Origin of the sequence: Schleiferia thermophila, from assembly GCF_003337435.1 — a bacterium.
GTDB classification, from domain to species: Bacteria; Bacteroidota; Bacteroidia; order Flavobacteriales; family Schleiferiaceae; genus Schleiferia; species Schleiferia thermophila.
Map to the genome: position 1 here is coordinate 35,682 of NZ_QPJS01000006.1, position 18,215 is coordinate 53,896.

15 protein-coding genes and 2 tRNA genes are annotated in these 18,215 nt (G+C 44.7%); 12 read left to right on the forward strand and 5 right to left on the reverse strand.

Annotated features, from left to right (window positions below):
• Positions 1-5: 5 nt before the first annotated feature.
• The gene (locus tag DES35_RS10555; RefSeq protein WP_235183084.1) at positions 6-1,136 is read right to left on the reverse strand and encodes an Mrp/NBP35 family ATP-binding protein; all 1,131 of its coding nucleotides are present in this window, start codon (positions 1,134-1,136) and stop codon (positions 6-8) included.
• A gap of 177 nt (positions 1,137-1,313) precedes the next feature.
• On the opposite strand from DES35_RS10555, the gene DES35_RS10560 reads away from it, so the two are divergent.
• The gene (locus DES35_RS10560; protein ID WP_084180192.1) at positions 1,314-1,439 is read left to right on the forward strand and encodes a 30S ribosomal protein THX; all 126 of its coding nucleotides are present in this window, start codon (positions 1,314-1,316) and stop codon (positions 1,437-1,439) included.
• Between the two features lie 112 nt (positions 1,440-1,551).
• Here DES35_RS10560 and DES35_RS10565 read toward each other — a convergent pair whose 3' ends face one another.
• Complete coding sequence (locus DES35_RS10565; RefSeq protein ID WP_125039390.1) at positions 1,552-1,755, reverse strand: hypothetical protein; 204 nt, start codon at positions 1,753-1,755, stop codon at positions 1,552-1,554.
• A gap of 374 nt (positions 1,756-2,129) precedes the next feature.
• Here DES35_RS10565 and DES35_RS10570 point away from each other — a divergent pair, with 374 nt between their 5' ends.
• The 5 genes from DES35_RS10570 (at position 2,130) to DES35_RS10590 (ending at position 9,354) form a co-directional block, all read left to right on the forward strand.
• Positions 2,130-3,449, forward strand: a complete 1,320-nt coding sequence (locus DES35_RS10570; protein ID WP_037359701.1) for a M16 family metallopeptidase — start codon at positions 2,130-2,132, stop codon at positions 3,447-3,449.
• A 4-nt stretch (positions 3,450-3,453) separates the two neighbouring features.
• Entirely contained in the window at positions 3,454-5,538 is a 2,085-nt protein-coding gene (locus DES35_RS10575; RefSeq protein WP_037359700.1) for an insulinase family protein, read from the forward strand.
• Between the two features lie 145 nt (positions 5,539-5,683).
• Positions 5,684-7,084 carry a leucyl aminopeptidase family protein gene (locus DES35_RS10580; protein WP_037359699.1) on the forward strand — a complete coding sequence of 467 codons (1,401 nt, stop codon included), beginning with the start codon at positions 5,684-5,686 and terminating at the stop codon, positions 7,082-7,084.
• A complete protein-coding gene (pdxA, locus tag DES35_RS10585; RefSeq protein WP_114366526.1) occupies positions 7,068-8,147 on the forward strand; it encodes a 4-hydroxythreonine-4-phosphate dehydrogenase PdxA in 1,080 nt (359 codons plus the stop codon). The genes DES35_RS10580 and pdxA overlap by 17 nt, the downstream gene beginning before the upstream one ends.
• 64 nt (positions 8,148-8,211) lie before the next feature.
• A complete protein-coding gene (locus DES35_RS10590; protein ID WP_235183083.1) occupies positions 8,212-9,354 on the forward strand; it encodes an MFS transporter in 1,143 nt (380 codons plus the stop codon).
• A 19-nt stretch (positions 9,355-9,373) separates the two neighbouring features.
• Here DES35_RS10590 and DES35_RS10595 read toward each other — a convergent pair whose 3' ends face one another.
• The gene (locus tag DES35_RS10595) at positions 9,374-10,426 is read right to left on the reverse strand and encodes a DUF6588 family protein (RefSeq protein WP_125039389.1); all 1,053 of its coding nucleotides are present in this window, start codon (positions 10,424-10,426) and stop codon (positions 9,374-9,376) included.
• Positions 10,427-10,556: 130 nt separating this feature from the next.
• On the opposite strand from DES35_RS10595, the gene DES35_RS10600 reads away from it, so the two are divergent.
• The 6 genes from DES35_RS10600 (at position 10,557) to DES35_RS10625 (ending at position 15,811) form a co-directional block, all read left to right on the forward strand.
• Entirely contained in the window at positions 10,557-12,230 is a 1,674-nt protein-coding gene (locus DES35_RS10600) for a sodium:solute symporter family transporter (RefSeq protein ID WP_114366527.1), read from the forward strand.
• 118 nt (positions 12,231-12,348) lie between these two features.
• A tRNA-Gly gene (locus DES35_RS10605) sits at positions 12,349-12,421 on the forward strand.
• A gap of 39 nt (positions 12,422-12,460) precedes the next feature.
• Positions 12,461-12,546 (forward strand) — tRNA-Leu (locus DES35_RS10610).
• A 37-nt stretch (positions 12,547-12,583) separates the two neighbouring features.
• Positions 12,584-12,964, forward strand: coding sequence for a ribonuclease P protein component (gene rnpA / locus DES35_RS10615; protein ID WP_051889369.1), 381 nt, complete (start codon positions 12,584-12,586; stop codon positions 12,962-12,964).
• The gene (locus DES35_RS10620) at positions 12,954-14,585 is read left to right on the forward strand and encodes a S41 family peptidase (protein WP_037359694.1); all 1,632 of its coding nucleotides are present in this window, start codon (positions 12,954-12,956) and stop codon (positions 14,583-14,585) included. Before rnpA ends, DES35_RS10620 begins: the two co-directional genes overlap by 11 nt.
• A complete protein-coding gene (locus tag DES35_RS10625; protein ID WP_114366528.1) occupies positions 14,585-15,811 on the forward strand; it encodes an O-antigen ligase family protein in 1,227 nt (408 codons plus the stop codon). The genes DES35_RS10620 and DES35_RS10625 overlap by 1 nt, the downstream gene beginning before the upstream one ends.
• A 6-nt stretch (positions 15,812-15,817) precedes the next feature.
• On the opposite strand, the gene hemW is transcribed toward DES35_RS10625, so the two are convergent.
• Together hemW and DES35_RS10635 are read right to left on the reverse strand one after the other, a co-directional pair.
• Positions 15,818-16,939, reverse strand: coding sequence for a radical SAM family heme chaperone HemW (gene hemW / locus DES35_RS10630; RefSeq protein ID WP_037359690.1), 1,122 nt, complete (start codon positions 16,937-16,939; stop codon positions 15,818-15,820).
• A 15-nt stretch (positions 16,940-16,954) separates the two neighbouring features.
• On the reverse strand, positions 16,955-18,127 hold the full coding sequence (locus DES35_RS10635; RefSeq protein WP_125039388.1) for a porin: 1,173 nt from the start codon (positions 18,125-18,127) through the stop codon (positions 16,955-16,957).
• Between the last annotated feature and the right edge of the window lie 88 nt (positions 18,128-18,215).

Here is an 18,215-nt window from a genome sequence, read left to right on the forward strand (position 1 = left end):
ACCGGTTATTTTTTCACAGCGCTGCAGCCCGCCATGGTTGTAATACGGGTAACTTCCGTTGGGGGGAGGGTTTCATTGCGAATCATCAGCTCTTCCACCATCCTGCGGATCACCATATTGAATGCTTCTGCCACCGGTGTGTTTTCTTGCAATATTGCCGGGCGGCCTACATCCCCGCTTTCGCGAATGCTTTGTACCAGCGGTATCTGACCAAGAAAAGGTACGTTTAGCTCTTCAGCAAGATATTTACCCCCATCTTTGCCAAAGATGTAATAACGGTTTTCGGGCAATTCGGCTGGCGTAAACCAGCTCATATTTTCTACCAACCCGAGCACAGGTACATTGATGGAAGGTATGCGAAACATGGCCACTCCCTTTCGGGCATCGGCCAGTGATATGGGCTGTGGTGTAGTGACTACTACCGCACCCGTAAGTGGGACGCTTTGTACCAGCGAGAGGTGAATATCACCTGTACCCGGTGGCAAATCCACTATCATAAAATCGAGCTCCCCCCAGTACGTATCCCAAAGTATTTGGTTCAGAGCTTTGCTGGCCATGGGTCCGCGCCATACCACAGCCTGATTGGCCTGAGCAAAGAAGCCAATCGACAAAAGTTTTACACCATAGCTCTCCACAGGTTGCATCATACCACGGCCGTTTACCTGTACCGACAGCGGACGGGCATTGGGCACATCAAACATGATGGGCATGCTCGGTCCGTATATGTCAGCATCTACCAGTCCAACTTCAAAACCCATTCGGGCCAGCCCTGCCGCTATGTTGGCTGATATGGTGGATTTGCCCACTCCTCCCTTGCCGGAGGCGATGGCAATTATGTTTTTAACTCCCGGAATCTCACTACCTCTCAGCCTGGGGATATCTTCTTTGGCATTTTCGGCTACTGAAACATTTACCTTGATCTTGGCCTTTGGATAGGCGTGATCGTGTATGGCTTTCAGAATGTCAACTTCAAGTTTTTTCTTATTATGCAAGGCAGGTGAAGGTGACTGTACATCTACCACTACTTCGTCGCCAAAAATTTGAAGATTCAGCAGACGTCCTGCTTGTACGATGTTTTCCGAGTCGCCCGGAGCTGTCACATTGGTCAGGGCCTCACGTATCGTGCTTTTTTCCAAGATTGCAAAATTTTTATATGTGCAAAGGTATTTACCTGGAGAGTGTTTGTATTGTTTATGTCGATTATTTATGTGGTCTGCAGTTAATCGCTGTACACCAGGCATACGTAAATGGTTTCGGACTCGATGTATACTTATGTGCTTGTACCTTTGCAACTCAAACCAAAACAATCTGCTATGGGAAAGGGAGATTTAAAGACTAAAAGAGGTAAAATCCACCGTGGTACCTATGGCAAAAGAAGGCCTAGCAAAAAGAAAAAAAACACCCAAAATCCTGCTAGGCCCGCACAAGCAAGCGCCTGAAAAGGCGCTTTGTTGTTTTTATTCTTAAGATCGGAAAAGAATCCAGTCGCCTCCTGACCTACGGACATTTACTGAAAATGACTTTGTACTATGTCGCCGGATTTGCTGGTGATCAACGGGTATTCAACTCATAGCGGATAAAGAGCACATGCATCAGTGTAGCCGGAAACCAATCTCCTCCTCCGGCCATCGAACATCTCCCGAATAAGATGCTGAAAACAAAAACAGAAAATACAATCTTTATTTCTATAAAATGTTGATGATGGACAACCAACCGCTCTGCAGCCAACGGGTCTATCGGATATTTTCGTGCCATATGCAGGCTTTGATTGTAAGGCATGCCTGCAATGCATCCAGGCCCAAAAAATGGAAAAAATCTTCCGCATGCTGGTCTCCTTAAGCCACACTTTCCTCACCGGCTGATGGAAGGGAGCGAAACAGATTTTCCAGAAAAACGGAAAATTCCCTGAAAACAGTAAAAAATCATATCCTTTCCGATAAATAAGCCCAACCTTGAATCTGGTAGGAGACTTCCCCGACCAGGGGTTTTTCCATGTACATCATCGTCCAAATACCTAATCGCAATCTTACTGATTAAATATTTATGCGTACGGGGAATTTTAAGGAATCTCAAACCAGTTAAAAAAGTTAATTTGCACCCATCTTTTTTCTCACCGAAAAAAACATCCGATGAAAAAATTCAATAATCTAATTCTTTTAGTCATTATGACGCACTTTGCCATAGGTCAAACCCAGATCGATATTCGTAAAACAGAACTGAGCAACGGACTGAGGGTAATCATGCATCGCGACAATACCATGCCCATTGTAGCCGTTGGAGTGTTGTATAAGGTTGGCTCTAAAAATGAGCTTCCCGGGCGTTCGGGCTTTGCACATTTTTTTGAACATCTGATGTTTGAGGGGAGCGAACACATCGCAAGAGGAGAGTTTATGAAACTCATTCAAGCATCAGGAGGTGTCAACAATGCGTACACCACTCATGACAAAACCTACTATTATGAAGTCCTGCCCAGCAATCAGCTCGAAATGGCCTTATGGATGGAAAGCGAAAGAATGCTCCATGCCAAAATTGATACCATAGGTGTGGAAACTCAAAGAGAAGTAGTAAAAGAAGAAAAGCGCCTTCGAATCGACAATCAGCCGTATATGTCCTTTCAGGAAAACCTTTTCAAACGCGCCTACAAAATCCATCCCTACAAAAGCGTTCCTATTGGCACCATGGAAGACCTCAATGCCGCCAGACTTGAAGAGTTTATGGATTTCTACAAAACCTTTTATGTCCCTGAAAATGCTGTACTCGTAATTGCCGGGGACATTGAATACGACAATGCCGAAGCATTGGTCAGAAAATATTTTGAAGACATCCCGCGCGGTGGACGAACCATACCCAGACCTGATGTGACCGAACCACCCCTTGAAGGCCAAATCGTCGATACCATCTACGACGACATACAACTACCTGCTGTATTTGTAGCGTACCGCATGCCATCGAAAAATTCAGACGATGCCCTGGCGCTAAGCCTAGTAAGCCGCCTGCTCAGCACAGGAAACAGCTCACGACTTCGTAAAAAACTCGTCGATGAACAGCAAATTGCGCTCGAAGTAGTTGCTTTTCCCTACGACCTGGAAGATGGAGGGCTTTTCATTACCCTGGCTTTGGCCAATTTTGGTAAAGATCCCTTGGATATCCTGAACAGCATGAATGCTGAAATTGAAAAAGTTAGAAGTGAGAAAATATCCGACCGCGAATTCCAAAAGCTTCTCAATCAATTTGAAAATCAACAAATCAGTCAAATGGGAAGCATGCAGGGTATAGCAGACCTGCTGGCCGAATATGAAGTGTTTTATGGCGATGCCAACCTGATCAACACCATGAGCCAAAAAATAGCTGCCATCACTCCCGAAGACCTGATGCGGGTAGCCAATGCCTACCTCGATCCCAGCAAAAGAATTGTACTCTACTATCTACCCAAAACCTCTCAACCATAATTCAATGAAAAATATTTTTCACACAATACTTACAGCAGTGATGATGACAGGTGTAACCATGGCGCAGACATTGGACAGAAGCAAAAGACCCGAACCCGCTCCTGCCCGCGAAATCCAACTTGGAGACTACAAAACCTTTACTTTGAAAAATGGCCTTAAAGTAATTGTAGTTGAAAATAAAAAATTGCCGCGATTGAGTCTGAATCTTGTATTCACGTATGACCCGGTACTCGAAGGCGAACGGGCAGGGTTGGGCAATATTACCGGTGAGCTTATTAAGAACGGCTCCACATCCCTCCCTAAAGAAAAGTTCAATGAAGAAGTAGATTTTATAGGCGCCTCCTTGTCAACTTATTCAACCGGAGCCAATATATCCGGGCTGAGCCGTACGGCCGAAAAACTCTTTCAACTGCTCTCCGAAGTGGTCATTAACCCTGCCATGGCAGCTGAAGACTTTGAGCGCATTAAACTGAATGCCATATCCGGAATACAGGCTGCCAAAGATAATCCATCGGCCATCCGAACCAATGTGACCAATGTGGCCTTTTTTGGCAAAAACCATCCATACGGAGAGGTAGAGACCGAACAATCCGTAGATAAAATCACCCTCGATGATTGCATACGCTTTCATCAGACTTACTTCAGACCCAACACAGCAATTCTTGCTGTAGTAGGCGATATCAGCCAGAAAGATGCGCGCAAACTCGCTCAAAAATATTTCGGCAGATGGAAAAAAGGGCAGGTTCCGACAGCTAAATACCCCTTCCCAGCCAGTCCTCAAAGTCCCGTCGTTCATTTCAGCAACAGAAATGCTTCTGTACAATCTGCCATTCATGTAGGTAATGTCATTGACCTGCCACCCGGCCATCCCGATGCCATCGCGATGCGGATTGCAAACCAGATCCTTGGAGGTCCTGAAGGCAGACTGTTCCTAAACCTGCGGGAAACTAAAGGGTATACCTATGGAGCCTATTCCAGATACAATACCGACAGAATCGCTGGCAGCTTCTATGCTTCCGCTGAAGTGAGAAACGAAGTGACCGACAGCGCTATCTCCGAAATTATAAAGGAAATCAAAAGAATGCGCGACGAGCTGGTCACTGAAGCTGAGCTCAATCTGGCAAAAAAATACATATCCGGAACCTTTGGCCTATCGCTTGAAAACCCCCAGACCATCGCCCGCTTTGCCATTGATATCGAACGCTACAACCTGCCAAAAGACTTCTATAAAAACTACCTGAAAGCCCTCAATGCCGTTACAGCTGAAGATGTCCGTACCGTTAGCCGCAAATATTTCAATGTTGACAGAGCTCATATTGTTGTAGTGGGTAAGGCTTCCGATGTAGTGGAAAAACTCAGGACTTTTGGAAGTATACAGTTTTATGATGCTTTTGGCAATGAAATCTCTGCATCTGGGCCAGCAGTAGCCGACATGAACATAAGCCCTGAGCAAATCATCCGAAACTACATCGCAGCCATCGGATCTGAGCAGGTGATAAACTCAATCAAAGATATCACCACCGAATACAGTGCAGAAATAACTGGAATGCCCTTCAAAGGCAAATTCATCACCAAGCGACTGTTGACCAACCCACCCATGATGAGTAATGAATTACTCGTAGATGGAATGGGCTCGCTCCAAAGAACTGTTTATAACGGAAAAAAAGCCCGTACTACATCCATGATGGGCGACTCAGACATCCCCGATGAGCAGCTCGATGATCTTCGCCAGCAGGCCATGTTGGTCGGAGAATCTCTATATCTCAATCCGGAATATTCATTGAAATTGACAGGCGTGGAAAACATCGATGGACGCCCTGCTTATGCACTCGAAGTCAAAGACAAAAGAGGTAAAATCACGATGGAATACTTCGACACAGAAACTTTCTACAAAGTCCGACAAGAATTCCATATGGAGACTCCCCAGGGCAAGTTGAGTATTTACGTTGAAATGGGAGATTACCGCGATGTTCAAGGGCTGAAAATACCGGGAAAAATCCGCCAGGGACAGGGCAATCAGTCCATCCAACTGACCTTTTCATCCGCTCAAATCAACAGCGGGCTTAAACCTGAAGATTTTAAACTCTGATTCCAATTTATAAGGCAACCACCGCTTCCTTCCTGAAGGAAAGAAGCGGTTCCTTGTTTCTCAATGCTCTTATTTTATTGACCTATCACCGACCTTTCCGGTAATCTTTACTTTTGTGGCCTTCTTAACTAAAAAAAATTAGCCTATGAAATTTACCAACAAGCATGTTGAGAATGTAAATTTCCAAATAACATGTACTACAGAAGAAAAAATTCAATCGACACTCAACCCCTCAGAGCGCAAATACTTTGCTCAGAAGGATGTAAAGTTTATTCGACAGGATAGCCGGTGGTTGGTGAAAATGCCTGAAACATCCCTTGCTGAGCCAGAAGCCTTGGAATGGTGCAGAGTAACAGGTTCAGAACTGGTACCTGAACTGGAAAAGTGGACCGATGGAGCAATAATTATTAATGGCCCTGAGAAGTTTGTTCTGGCTCTGGCAGAAGGTATAGCCCTGGGAAGTTACAGGTTTTCCCGATATCTGAGTAAAAAGCCAGAAGTACGGCTAAGCCAAATGATTTTACCAGAAGTAACCGACCAAAATATCAGATACTTGACGGCACTGACCGAGGCAGTTTATGCTACTCGTGATCTGGTCAACACTCCAGTGATGGACATGAATGCTTCCGACCTCGCCGGATATTCCGTACAACTTGGCAAAAAGCTCAATTTCTCGGTAGAAATTTTTGAAAAGAAAAAAATTGAAGCGCTCAAAATGGGGGGCTTGCTTGGCGTAAATAAAGGATCAATTGACCCTCCTACCTTCACGGTTTTGGAATACAAGCCTACCAACGCTGTCAACGATAAACCCATAGTACTGGTAGGAAAAGGGGTAATGTTTGATACGGGTGGACTTAGTCTGAAACCGACACCCGGATCGATGGACAGCATGAAAAGCGATATGAGCGGAGCAGCTGCAGTGCTTGGTGTTTTCCATGCAGTAGCTGCATTGGAGTTGCCCATTTTTCTGGCAGGGCTTATTCCGGCTACTGACAACAGACCGGGTGAAAATGCCCTCACACCAGGTGATGTGATTACTATGTACGACGGCACCACAGTGGAAGTGCTGAATACCGACGCCGAAGGCCGTCTGATCCTGGCTGATGCTCTGGCATATGCTAAAAAATATGAACCTGTTTTGGCCATCGATCTCGCTACTCTCACAGGGGCAGCCGTGATGGCTGTGAGCAAGCATGCCAACGTGGTGATGGGCACTGCCGATGAACATACTTTCCACCTGTTGGAAAAGGCAGGATATGCTGTTTACGAACGCTGTGTAAGGTTGCCTCTCTGGAAAGAATACAAAGACATGCTCAAAAGCCAGATTGCCGACCTTAAAAATATCGGTGGGCGCGAAGCCGGGGCAATTACAGCAGGCAAGTTTCTGGAACATTTTACCGCTTATCCATGGATTCACATTGATATAGCTCCTACAGCATTTTTAGAGGATAATGGCAATGCATACCGGGGCAAGGGTGGAACCGGTACAGGGGTGCGTCTGCTGGTCGAATTTCTCAAATACTGGATTGATGAGTACCGTAATTAAACCCGTACTTGGCATTACCTGCGGGGATCTCAATGGCATCGGCCTGGAAGTCATCATTAAAACCATGCTTGATAATCGGGTTACTGAGTTGTGCACTCCAGTGTTGTTTGCTTCCTCCAAGGTGGTCTCTTATCATCGAAAAGCACTCAACATCACAGATTTCAGCTTCAACATCATCAACGATATATCCCAGCTTAATCCCAAAAGACCCAATCTTCTGAATGCATGGAAGGAAGAGGTTACATTGGAATTTGGCAAGCCAGATCCAAATGTAGGTAAGTTTGCGGTAAGGTCCCTGATGGCTGCAGTTCAGGCACTTAAATCAGGTACCATTGATGCCGTAGTCACTGCCCCTATCAACAAGCACGTCACCCAAAGTGAGGAATTCAGATTTCCAGGGCATACGGAGTTTTTTGAGCATCACTTTGACGGTACATCGATGATGATCTTGTGCAGTGAGCAGATTCGCATTACACCGCTTACGGTCCACGTGCCCCTGTCCAAGGTACCAGCCATGATTACAGAAGAGATACTTTTGGATACTATCGCCAGGTTTGAGCGAAGTCTGAAGATTGACTTTGGCGTTCGTAAGCCAAAAATTGCAGTGTTGGGTCTCAATCCTCATGCTGGCGATACGGGCCTAATTGGTTTGGAAGAAGTCACGACCATAACACCGGCTATTGAAAAGGCTTTTAATACAGGTATCCTCGTCTATGGGCCATTTTCAGCTGATGGATTTTTCGGCAGTGGACACTATAAAAAATTTGACGGTATTATCAGCATGTATCACGATCAGGGGCTTATTCCCTTTAAACTGATGGCCTTTGAGCAAGGTGTTAATTTTACAGCTGGGCTTAGCATTGTACGTACATCGCCCGACCATGGGCCGGCATACGACATTGCCGGAAAGGGATTGGCGGATGAAAACAGTTTTAAACAGGCAGTCTGGACAGCTTTAGACGTATTGAAAAACAGGAAGCTGCACAAAGAAATAACCACAAATCCGCTGCCCTATGGCCAACAGAAAAGCAGTCCGGAGGAAGATGTTGTGCTTGATATCTAACTCAGTTTTTTGATTGCCAGTGAAGGCCAGGTATCTCACACGCACAATTTGGGTGCTATCGCTCGTGAGTTTATTTACTGACGTGGCCAGTGAGATGATTTACCCGATTCTTCCCGTCTATTTGCAGTCAATAGGTTATTCGTTTGCTTTCATTGGTGTGCTTGAAGGGGTGGCCGAAGCCACTGCAGGGCTGAGCAAAGGATTTTTTGGTCGGTGGTCAGACCAGATTGGCAAGCGACTGCCATTTGTTCGTCTCGGATATGCATTGAGTGCCCTTTCCAGACCTTTATTGGCCGTCTGGACTCATCCTGCAGGTATCTTTTCTGCCCGCACTGCCGACAGATTTGGCAAAGGTATCCGCACCGCTGCACGGGATGCTCTGTTGGCTCAAGAGGCTTCACCAGAGCACCGGGGTGCAGTTTTCGGTTTTCACCGTTCGATGGATACTCTCGGTGCAGTATTTGGACCGCTGCTGGCACTTGGCTTTTTGTTTCTTTTTCCTGGTCAGTATGTCTGGCTTTTGTTCTTAACCTTTATCCCTGGGCTAATTTCTGTTTTTCTCACATTTCTAATCAGTGAAAAACCCGTTCATTCGGTTAGTGGCCACATGAGGATCCCATCGTTGCTAGTATCGCTGAGCTATGTCAAATCAGCTCCTAAGCCATACAAAAAAATCCTTATAGGTCTGATTTTTTTTGCCTTGTTCAATAGTTCAGATATGTTTTTGCTCCTCCGTGTCAAAAGCGCCGGATATTCAGACTATGAAGTGATTGGGTTTTACATTCTTTTCAACCTCTCGTATGTGCTTCTTGCCTGGCCTGTCGGTATATTGTCTGACAGAGTGGGAAAGAAGTTCGTAACTACAGTTGGTTTTTTAATTTTTTCATTGGTGTATGCACTATTGGCTATGCAGACAGCCCTGCACGCGATGCTCATCGCCTTTGTTCTATACGGCGGATTTTATGCCTGCACCGAAGGCGTAGCCAGGGCATGGATCTCTGACATCATCCCTCATAGAGACCTAGCTACGGCTATTGGAGCGTATACTGCTTTACAAAGCATCAGCCTGATGCTGGCCAGTTCATTGGCAGGACTGATATGGCAGATGTATGGGCCTGTGCCTGCTCTGTTTGTCAGCGCTTGCGCAGCTTTACTCGTGAGTGTTTATTTCAGTCTTGTAATGCGCTCGAACCATACCGGTATCTGAAGAGGAGGTCTTCAGAATTCTAAATACTGGTCTGATATCCGAGGCTTACCGCTACATTCTGAAACTTGCCAAACATCAGGTGCGTATTCATAAAAAAGCTCTTCCAGGTCAGAAGTGCTCCAACTCCCGCATTAAAAAACTGATTTGACCGGCTGAAGGACACTGGATCAGTGACGCTAAATCTCAGGTTTTGCAACACCCCTGCCGGTACACCTAGATAATCTGAAAATGTGTAATTAAACGTTCCCTTGAGGTCGGCGCTGCTTACGTTATTTATGTAATTTAACTGAATGTACGGTTTTACAAAGCTGAATCTCTTGGTGATCGTCAGGTCAATGGCGTTGGTACGGCTTTCCAGAATGAATTGATTGGGATTGGCATCTTCGACAAAATTTTTTCCGACAAATGTCAGCTGGTTAAAACTATATCCCACAATAACATCTATCGGCAGGTCAAACCACCCCAATGGATTGTGTTGAAGTGAAAATCCAAACGAACCAAACTGAATATCATCGCCTATAATGGTGGGGATGTATCTGAGCCCGATACCGGTATGGACAGGTAGCCAGGCCCCTAGCTGCACAGCTGCTGTGGGAATCAGTGTCACTCCAATGTCAAAACCATCATTGGCAGGAATCTCAGCCCTCACATGGTGGCCTCTGATGGGGTCAAACACGCGGTTGCCATTGTTGTCTGTTACGTAGAAGTAAATTTCATTGTCCGTTTCTCCACCCACGATGGTTGGTAAAATATTGTTGCCTGGATTTTTGAGCTCAAAATTTTGAGTTCTATCAAGTGAAAAGAAATCAAAATTTGCCATTGTAATAGGAAGAAATGAAGCACCGGTATTCAGATTGATAGAAAAGTTGTACGATTTTGAGTTCTCATAAGGCAAGTTCCACAATAGTGGGCTGATATTAGCCGTTCCATCAAAGGCGGGGCGCAGGTACGCTTCAAGATAGCTGTTCAAATTTTGCTTAAACTCATTCGCGATTCTTTCATTGTTGAACTGGGCCTCTGATGTAGTGGCCACGCTCCAAAGGAGTATTGGAAGTACAATTTTCCGAATCATAGCAAGGATATTTGGTTCCAGGTAGATATGTATCTGGTGCACAAATATCAAATAAATTGGTGCAAGCTATCTTTCAGGGTGCTTTTTTTGCAGAAAGTTTACACTTCTTCCTCACTTTTAATTTGGTTCAGTGAATTGGATTGACTGGTTGGTGATTTTTATTAGCATAGGTTTTATAGTGGGATATGGCGCCTGGAAGACGAGAAAAGTAGCTTCTTCCGGCGATTTTCACCGAGGCACCAATACATCCTGGCTTACTGTAGGATTATCTGTAATGGCTACTCAGGCCAGTGCTATAACATTTTTGTCAGCACCCGGATTGGGATACGAAAGCGGATTGAGGTTCGTACAGTTCTATTTCGGATTGCCAATTGCCGTATGGTTTATTTCCAGGTTTTTTATAGATGAATACTATAAAAGCCGTGTAATTACTGCTTATGAGTATCTGGAAAGGAAATTCGACCTGAAGATCAGGCTTTTTACTGCCTTTTTGTTTTTGATTCAGAGAGGATTGGCAGCAGGGATTACCATTTATGCGCCGGCTATTGTATTGTGTGTATTGTTTGGTTGGGACCTTGTAACTACTTGTGTAGTGGTGGGATTAGCCGTGATTGTATACACGGTTTCCGGAGGTACGCGTGCTGTTTCGATTACAGGAAAATGGCAGATGGCAGTAATTTTTCTTTCCCTGTTTGTGGTTACAGGGATTCTCATCTACAGCATTTCGGGAACAGCTTCTCTGAAGCTGTTCTTGGAGGCGGCCCACCTTAATGGCAAACTGCAGTTACTCGATTGGAGTTTTGACCCAAGTACACGCTATACCGTTTGGAGTGGTTTGTTGGGAGGGTTCTTCTTGTCGCTCAGCTACTTTGGCACTGATCAGAGCCAGGTGCAGCGATATTTATCGGGAAGTAATGTCCGTGTGGCCCGCAAAGGATTGTATTTTAATGGTTTATTGAAAATTCCCATGCAGTTGTTCATCCTTTTTATCGGAGTCTTGGTTTGGATGTTTTTTTCTTTTGCTGATGCGCCTATGGTGTTTAACCCTTCATTGCGCAATCAGATTCAACTTCAAAATCATCCTGAGCTTCGCCGACTGGAAAATCAATATAGCGAACTGAAAAATCAACTAAAAGACTACGTTAAAAACAATTCAGCACAACCTGAAGCGATTGCGTCACTTTCGGCAGCAATCGCATCAGTAAAGCAAGAATACCTGGAGCAATACGCTTTCTTAAGTGATACGAAACCGCCTAAAGATACCAATTTCATCTTTCTTCACTATGTTGTACATTATCTGCCTCACGGGCTGATAGGTTTGGTAGTGGTAATGGTTGTGTCGGCAGCGATGAGCTCTACTGCCGGTGAACTCAATGCCCTTGCCACTACTACAATGATCGATTACCTCGATCGCCTCGGCATAATTGGTCCAAATAGCAAATACCACCTATTGTGTTCTCGTGTCGTAACTTTTTTCTGGGGTCTTCTGGCCATTGCTTTTGCCATAATAGCCTCTTTGTTTGACAATCTTATTGAAATGGTCAATATCCTCGGTTCCTTATTTTATGGAACCATTCTTGGAATTTTTCTGGTTGCCTTTTTTGTGAAAAAGACCTCTGCACCTTTTTTATTACTCACGGCCTCTGTTGCGCAGATGGGCATACTAGGTCTTCATTTCCTCCAGCACAAATTTCCCGGTCTCACTGTCGAATACCTCTGGTACAACCTCCTGGCTTCGCTTTTTGTGTTTTTATCTAATCTGTTTTTCAGCGTTTTAAACCGAAAAAGTTCAATTTTCGAATAACATATACCCATTGTTTCTTGCAACAAGTCGTACAGACGTGAACTTTGAGTATGAATAAAATTTTCATTAAGCCTACTTGTACATTTTTTCTGGCTGCCTGTATATTTGCAGCCCGATTGCGAGAATAGCTCAGTTGGTAGAGCACGACCTTGCCAAGGTCGGGGTCGCGGGTTCGAGTCCCGTTTCTCGCTCAAGAACCCCCTCCGTTTGCTCGGAGGGTTTTTCATTTAGCCCGGGTGGTGGAATCGGTAGACACGCAGGACTTAAAATCCTGTCTGCAGAAATGCGGGTGCGGGTTCAAGTCCCGCCCCGGGTACTCAGGCTTCTGACTCACTTCCAATCCCTACCATGCTGTGCCCGACTTCCGACTGTCAAAGGCTGAATTAATCAAGAAAAAAACAGAATTCGAACTACTGTTTTCAAATGGCGCCAGCAAGGTCATTTTTCCGCTTAAAGTGTTGTTTGTTAACAATCCCTCAAGACGTGTCGCCTTCGCAGTGCCGAAACGGGTTTTTAAAAAAGCCCATGACAGAAACCGGATCCGACGACTGATGAGAGAAGGCTACCGGCTCAATAAAAATCTCCTTCCGCAGGGCAATAATGATTTCTTAATGTTGTTTATATATATCGGAAAAAAACTTCCAACCTGGAGTGAAATAGACCTCTCCTTTAAGAAATTGGCACGGGAATTTCCCTTTGTTGAACATCAAGGCAAGCCAGAAGATGAAAAATAAGCATGTACTCAGATTTACCGTTGTAGCCCTGTTTCTCATTTCCGCTACATCGCTCAACTACTTCGAAATACACAAACAGCTCGATATCTTCTCACATATTTTCAAAGAGATCAATCTCTACTATGTGGATGAAACCGATCCGGCCAAATTGATGGACAAAGCCATTCAGTCCATGCTCAGCTCGCTTGATCCGTATACTACCTATATCAAAGAATCCGAAATCGAAAACTTCAGAATTCAAACTACCGGACAGTACGGAGGTATAGGAGCCAGCATCCGTAAGCGAGAGGACTATGTGATGGTGGTAAGCGTGTACAAAGATGCTCCTGCAGATAAGGCCGGTGTAAGACCGGGTGACTTGCTTCTGGCCATTGACGATAAATCGTTAAAAGGTTTTTCCGACAGCGAAGTCAGTGCTTTGTTGAAAGGTAGTCCGGGTACCCAGTTTACCTTAAAGGTACAACGCGGGGACCGCATATTGGATTTGAAAATTAACCGTGAGGAAATCCAGCTCAAAGCCGTCCCTTATTGCGGGTATGTGGCACCAGGCATTGGATACATCAATCTGACCAACTTTACCGACAAAGCTTCCAAAGAAATCAAGGATGCATTGACAGACCTGCAGAAAAATGCTGATCTGAAAGGTGTAATCCTCGACCTGAGGGGCAATCCCGGAGGTCTACTGTCAGAGGCCATTAATGTTTCCAATATTTTCATTCCAAAAGGCCAGGAAATCGTAAGTACCAGAGGAAAAATTAAAGAATGGGAGCGCTCGTACCGAACCTTGGACAATCCGGTCAATACCGATGTGCCTCTTGTAGTGCTTATCAACAGAGGGTCAGCCTCTGCTTCCGAAATTGTATCCGGAGCTGTGCAGGATTTAGACAGAGGAGTTGTGATCGGACAGCGCTCTTTTGGCAAAGGACTTGTTCAGCAAACCAGAAAACTCAGCTATGGCGCCCAACTCAAAGTAACCGTAAGCAAATATTACACACCGTCCGGCAGGTGTATACAAGCCATAAACTATTCCCAACGCAATGAAGATGGTTCTGTATCTTCTGTAGCCGATTCGCTGAGGAGGAGTTTTACTACAAGAAATGGACGAACTGTCTACGATGGTGGAGGTATAGACCCCGATATAGTGACCGAACCTCGAAGATTCAGCCCTATCCTTTCAGCCTTAATTCAGAACAACCTGATCTTTGACTGGGTTACTCTCTTCGTGGACAAAAAAGGAAGAGACAAGATTGATGTCAACTTTCGGTTGTCCGACAATGAATGGACTGCCTTTAAAAACTGGTTAAAAGACAAAGAGGTTTCTTATCAGACAAGAACTGAAAAACTCCTTTCTGAAATCGTTGAAACGACCAAGGATGAACAATATTTTGTCGAAATAGAAAACGAACTAAACAAACTGAAAAAGAGATTCCAACGCTCGAAAGAAGACGATGTAGAAAAAAACAAACAAGAAATCGTCCGCTATCTGGAAGAGGAAATAGTCTCCAGAGCCCAATACCAGGAAGGAAGAATCCAAAAATCACTTACTGCTGACCATGATGTGGCTGAAGCTATCAGGGTATTGACCCACCCCGATGAGTACAGAAAAATCCTCAATCCCTGATGACAGTGTCCAACCATAAGCTGCGTAAAACAGCTTTTTGGATTCTTTCGCTAGGCATGTCTTATTATGTTGCCCTTTTGCCTTTTCAACCACCCTGGCTTCCTGCATCTGCTGGAATGATGGTAGCAGGCATCGGGTGGCTTATCAGCCTGACGTCAAATCCGAGACAGCTGACCATCAATTGGCCTGCAGCCTGGGTATATCTGTGCCTTGTACTACTCTATCTCTCTGGTCTGCCGACCTTGGATGTCCCGGAGTATCGCCAGATAATGAATACACAAGTTCCCTTACTTTTCTGGGGTTTACCTTTTGTAGTATATGATGAAGATTTTTTAAGGTATTCAAAAACTTATCTGCCAAATATTTTTTTGGCTTCGTCCATTTTTTCTGCACTGGTTTTTATTGTATATTTTATTGCGATTGAAATTTCAGATCCCTCCATTGAATATTCGAAAAGGTCTCCTTATTTTTTCCTCCCCGTACATTATTTAAGCCTGTATTACAACGTTGCAATCGTACTGCTGCTTAGGCAGCCCTGTTTTATTAAAAAATCCTTTAAAATCGCAGCGATATCCGTTTTGATTGCTGCTGTAATACTTCTCGCATCCAGAATACAATGGGTGGTTCTCTTATTCATTTTGATTATTCATTTTCTCAGTTCAAAAAAATTCAAAACAAAAAAAGTCCTGATGTACTTTATGTTGCTATCAGTATGTGTCACTTTGCTGTATGTATTTGTACCTGAGGTACATCGAAGGATGCATGAAACCTTAGATGAAGTCAGAAGCTTAAAGGAGGTTAAAAATGGAAAGCAAACCAATCACAGGAAATTTATCTGGAAAGAAGCGCTTCAACTGCTGAGTGAAGTTCCAATCACAGGGTATAAGCCGGGACTGGCCGATAAGCTTTTGATGGAGCGCCTCAGCGCATGTGATGAGAAATTCTGGGATGGCGAAAAAGTATATTATCTGAGAGACGGCTTTTATAATTACCACAATCAGTTCCTCCAATCCCTGGCCGAAAGGGGAGTAGGTGTAGTTTTTCTTTTTCTCGCCTTGCTGTTGCCTGTGTTTTATGGCCGAAATTGGCTCTGCACAATGATGGTTCTAGTCATTGCCTTTGCAATGCTTACTGAATCCATACTTCAGCGGCAGGCTGGTGTATTCCTGGTCGCTACTTTCCTGCCCATGATCGTGACACTATCAACGGTCAGAAAAAAAACCTGAAACTTTTCAGACCATTAATTCAATGGCTATTCTGTCAGATATGAAAAGATAATCCGGATGAAGGATGATATGGTTTTTTTCTTTTTTTAACTGATTCTTTTCTATCAGTTGGTCAACTTTTTTTAGCCATTGGTCCTTTTGTTCATCCCTCAATAAATTAAGACACCTATCCATATCAATACCCCAGATGGTCCTGATACCTGTTATGACCAATTCGTTAAAGTGTATTTCCGGAGTAAGCAGTTCTTCTTCATACCATTTTTCACCATTAGCTAAAGACTTTTCATAGAGGGCATTGTTTGAGATATTCCACCTGCGGTGTGTGCCGGTATAGCTATGAGCAGACGGGCCCAATCCGATATATGGCTCTCCTTTCCAATAGTTGCTGTTGTGGAGCGCATGGTAGCCGGGCAGCGCGTAGTTGGAAATTTCATACTGCTGGTAGCCGGTAGAGGTCAGTAGTTCACGCGCGGCAAAAAACATTTCTGCCATCAGCCCCTCATCAGCTTCCTGAATCATTCTTCTCCTGACCATATAGTCAAATGCAGTTCCTTCTTCGCGGGTTAAAGAATAAACACTGAGATGCTGAGGTTGCAAATCAATGGCTCGGTGAAGATCGCTAAGCCATTGGTCCATGCTCTGCCCCGGAAAACCAAAAATCAAATCAACATTGTACTTCAGGAAGCCCGCTCTCCGGGCTTGTTTCAGTGCATCAAACGCTTGTTGCGAAGTATGATTGCGATTAAATTGCCTCAAAAACTGCTCGTCAAAAGTCTGAATACCAATACTAAGGCGGTCGATTCCCAATCCAAGCCATTCTTCGAGTTTCTCAGGCAATAGGTCTTCAGGATTAGCTTCAAGGGTGGTTTCTTGCGATGTAAGTCTAAAGTTTTCCCGTACCGAGTGCAGAATTTTCTTTAATTGCCCGGGATGGAGCAGGGAAGGCGTCCCACCGCCTATATATAATGTGACAAAATGAACCTGGCTAAACTCTGATGCCACTAGCCCGGCTTCATGGCAAATGGCCTCTACGGTGCTGTTTATCGTCTTTAGATTGGTCGAAAAGTGGAAATTGCAATAGTGGCAAGCTTTGTGACAATATGGGATGTGTATATAAATGCCCGGCATAAGGGTTGGAGTTCGTTAGAAACCAAATTCCACCTGAAAGGTAACAAGAGCATCTCTTCTCCTGCCCAGGGAATTGTAGATATCCACATATCCCGTATTGAACTGACCCTTCACCCGATGACCTCTCAGATATCGAGTGATTCCTACCACATATTCGTCAAAACGCGTGGCCACATCTTTAATGCTTCGGTCAGGCTTTGTGGTGGCCAGCCTGAGGGCTACCTCCCAGCCAGGGATAAAATATTTGCTGAACTGACCAGCAAACCCCTGACCTTTGTATACAAAGGCTACCTCACCACCAGGCCCAAAGGTGATGGGGTCCTCCAACTGCCTGTAAAAATGTTCGGCCTGCAGAGCCCACCCCCTGTATTTGGCCATCACATCCGTAATGTAGGTAGTAAACGTCCTTCTTTCAAACAGAGGAAATCCAATTTGTCCCCCGGTGCGGTTTGTGTTTTTGTTTCTGGAGAAACCACTTGCCACCGAAAGTTTTAAGGTTTTTTCCAGCTCCAGGTCACCCTCGGTAAAATCACCGGCATTGTTAAACTTTCCAAATGGAAGCCATTCAAGTCGGGCTGTCAGACACAACCCCGTAGAAGTGATTTGTGCATTTCGACCTTCGCCGGTAGTCAGTGCTGATTTCAGATTAAAGTATTGCTGACCAAACTTTTCACTGTAGTACAAGAAAAAACCAAAGTCCCTGTCCAGATTAAAAGTAGTGTTTGCCAGGGAGCGATCGGCAAATTGCAAACTACCTGATGAAATCACCCTCTGCCGGTTTCCCGGCAATTTTGACTGCCCAAAACCCATATACAACTTTTCGCTGAATACATAATACAATATGGCATCCCGTATGGTCTGTGGAGTGTTGCTTCTGTCCAGCTCCTGGTCGGCCTGCGAAAACGACAGTTGTACATAGTACTGTATCCTCGGACTCAGCAGGTAGCCATCGAGCCGGAGTCTCAAGCGTCTGACACGCGCATCATATTCCGGCAGCTCTTGTTGGTCGTGGACAATCATACCAAAGCGATTCTGTATTCTCAGCCTAAGATTTAGCAAAAAAAGTGTATCTCTCTGCAGACTTACTCCGTCTTGGATTTTTACCAGAGCCCTTTCATCCGTCTCGTTTTGACCGTGTAAGGAAAGTGTAACAAGTGCCACTATTAGGATAATCCAGTACTTTCTCAAATGAGCAGCGTTTTTTTGAAAGATGATAATAAAAAAAGCCCGTAAAAGTATCAGCCAACCAGATAATCTTTAATAAGACATCGGTAAA

Coding starts and splice junctions, on each gene's coding strand:
- DES35_RS10560 (WP_084180192.1), top strand. CDS start 1,314: ATGGGAAAGGGAGATTTAAAGACTAAAAGAGGTAAAATCCACCGTGGT.
- DES35_RS10565 (WP_125039390.1), bottom strand. CDS start 1,755: ATGGCACGAAAATATCCGATAGACCCGTTGGCTGCAGAGCGGTTGGTT.
- DES35_RS10570 (WP_037359701.1), top strand. CDS start 2,130: ATGAAAAAATTCAATAATCTAATTCTTTTAGTCATTATGACGCACTTT.
- DES35_RS10575 (WP_037359700.1), top strand. CDS start 3,454: ATGAAAAATATTTTTCACACAATACTTACAGCAGTGATGATGACAGGT.
- DES35_RS10580 (WP_037359699.1), top strand. CDS start 5,684: ATGAAATTTACCAACAAGCATGTTGAGAATGTAAATTTCCAAATAACA.
- pdxA (WP_114366526.1), top strand. CDS start 7,068: ATGAGTACCGTAATTAAACCCGTACTTGGCATTACCTGCGGGGATCTC.
- DES35_RS10595 (WP_125039389.1), bottom strand. CDS start 10,426: ATGATTCGGAAAATTGTACTTCCAATACTCCTTTGGAGCGTGGCCACT.
- DES35_RS10620 (WP_037359694.1), top strand. CDS start 12,954: ATGAAAAATAAGCATGTACTCAGATTTACCGTTGTAGCCCTGTTTCTC.
- DES35_RS10625 (WP_114366528.1), top strand. CDS start 14,585: ATGACAGTGTCCAACCATAAGCTGCGTAAAACAGCTTTTTGGATTCTT.
- hemW (WP_037359690.1), bottom strand. CDS start 16,939: ATGCCGGGCATTTATATACACATCCCATATTGTCACAAAGCTTGCCAC.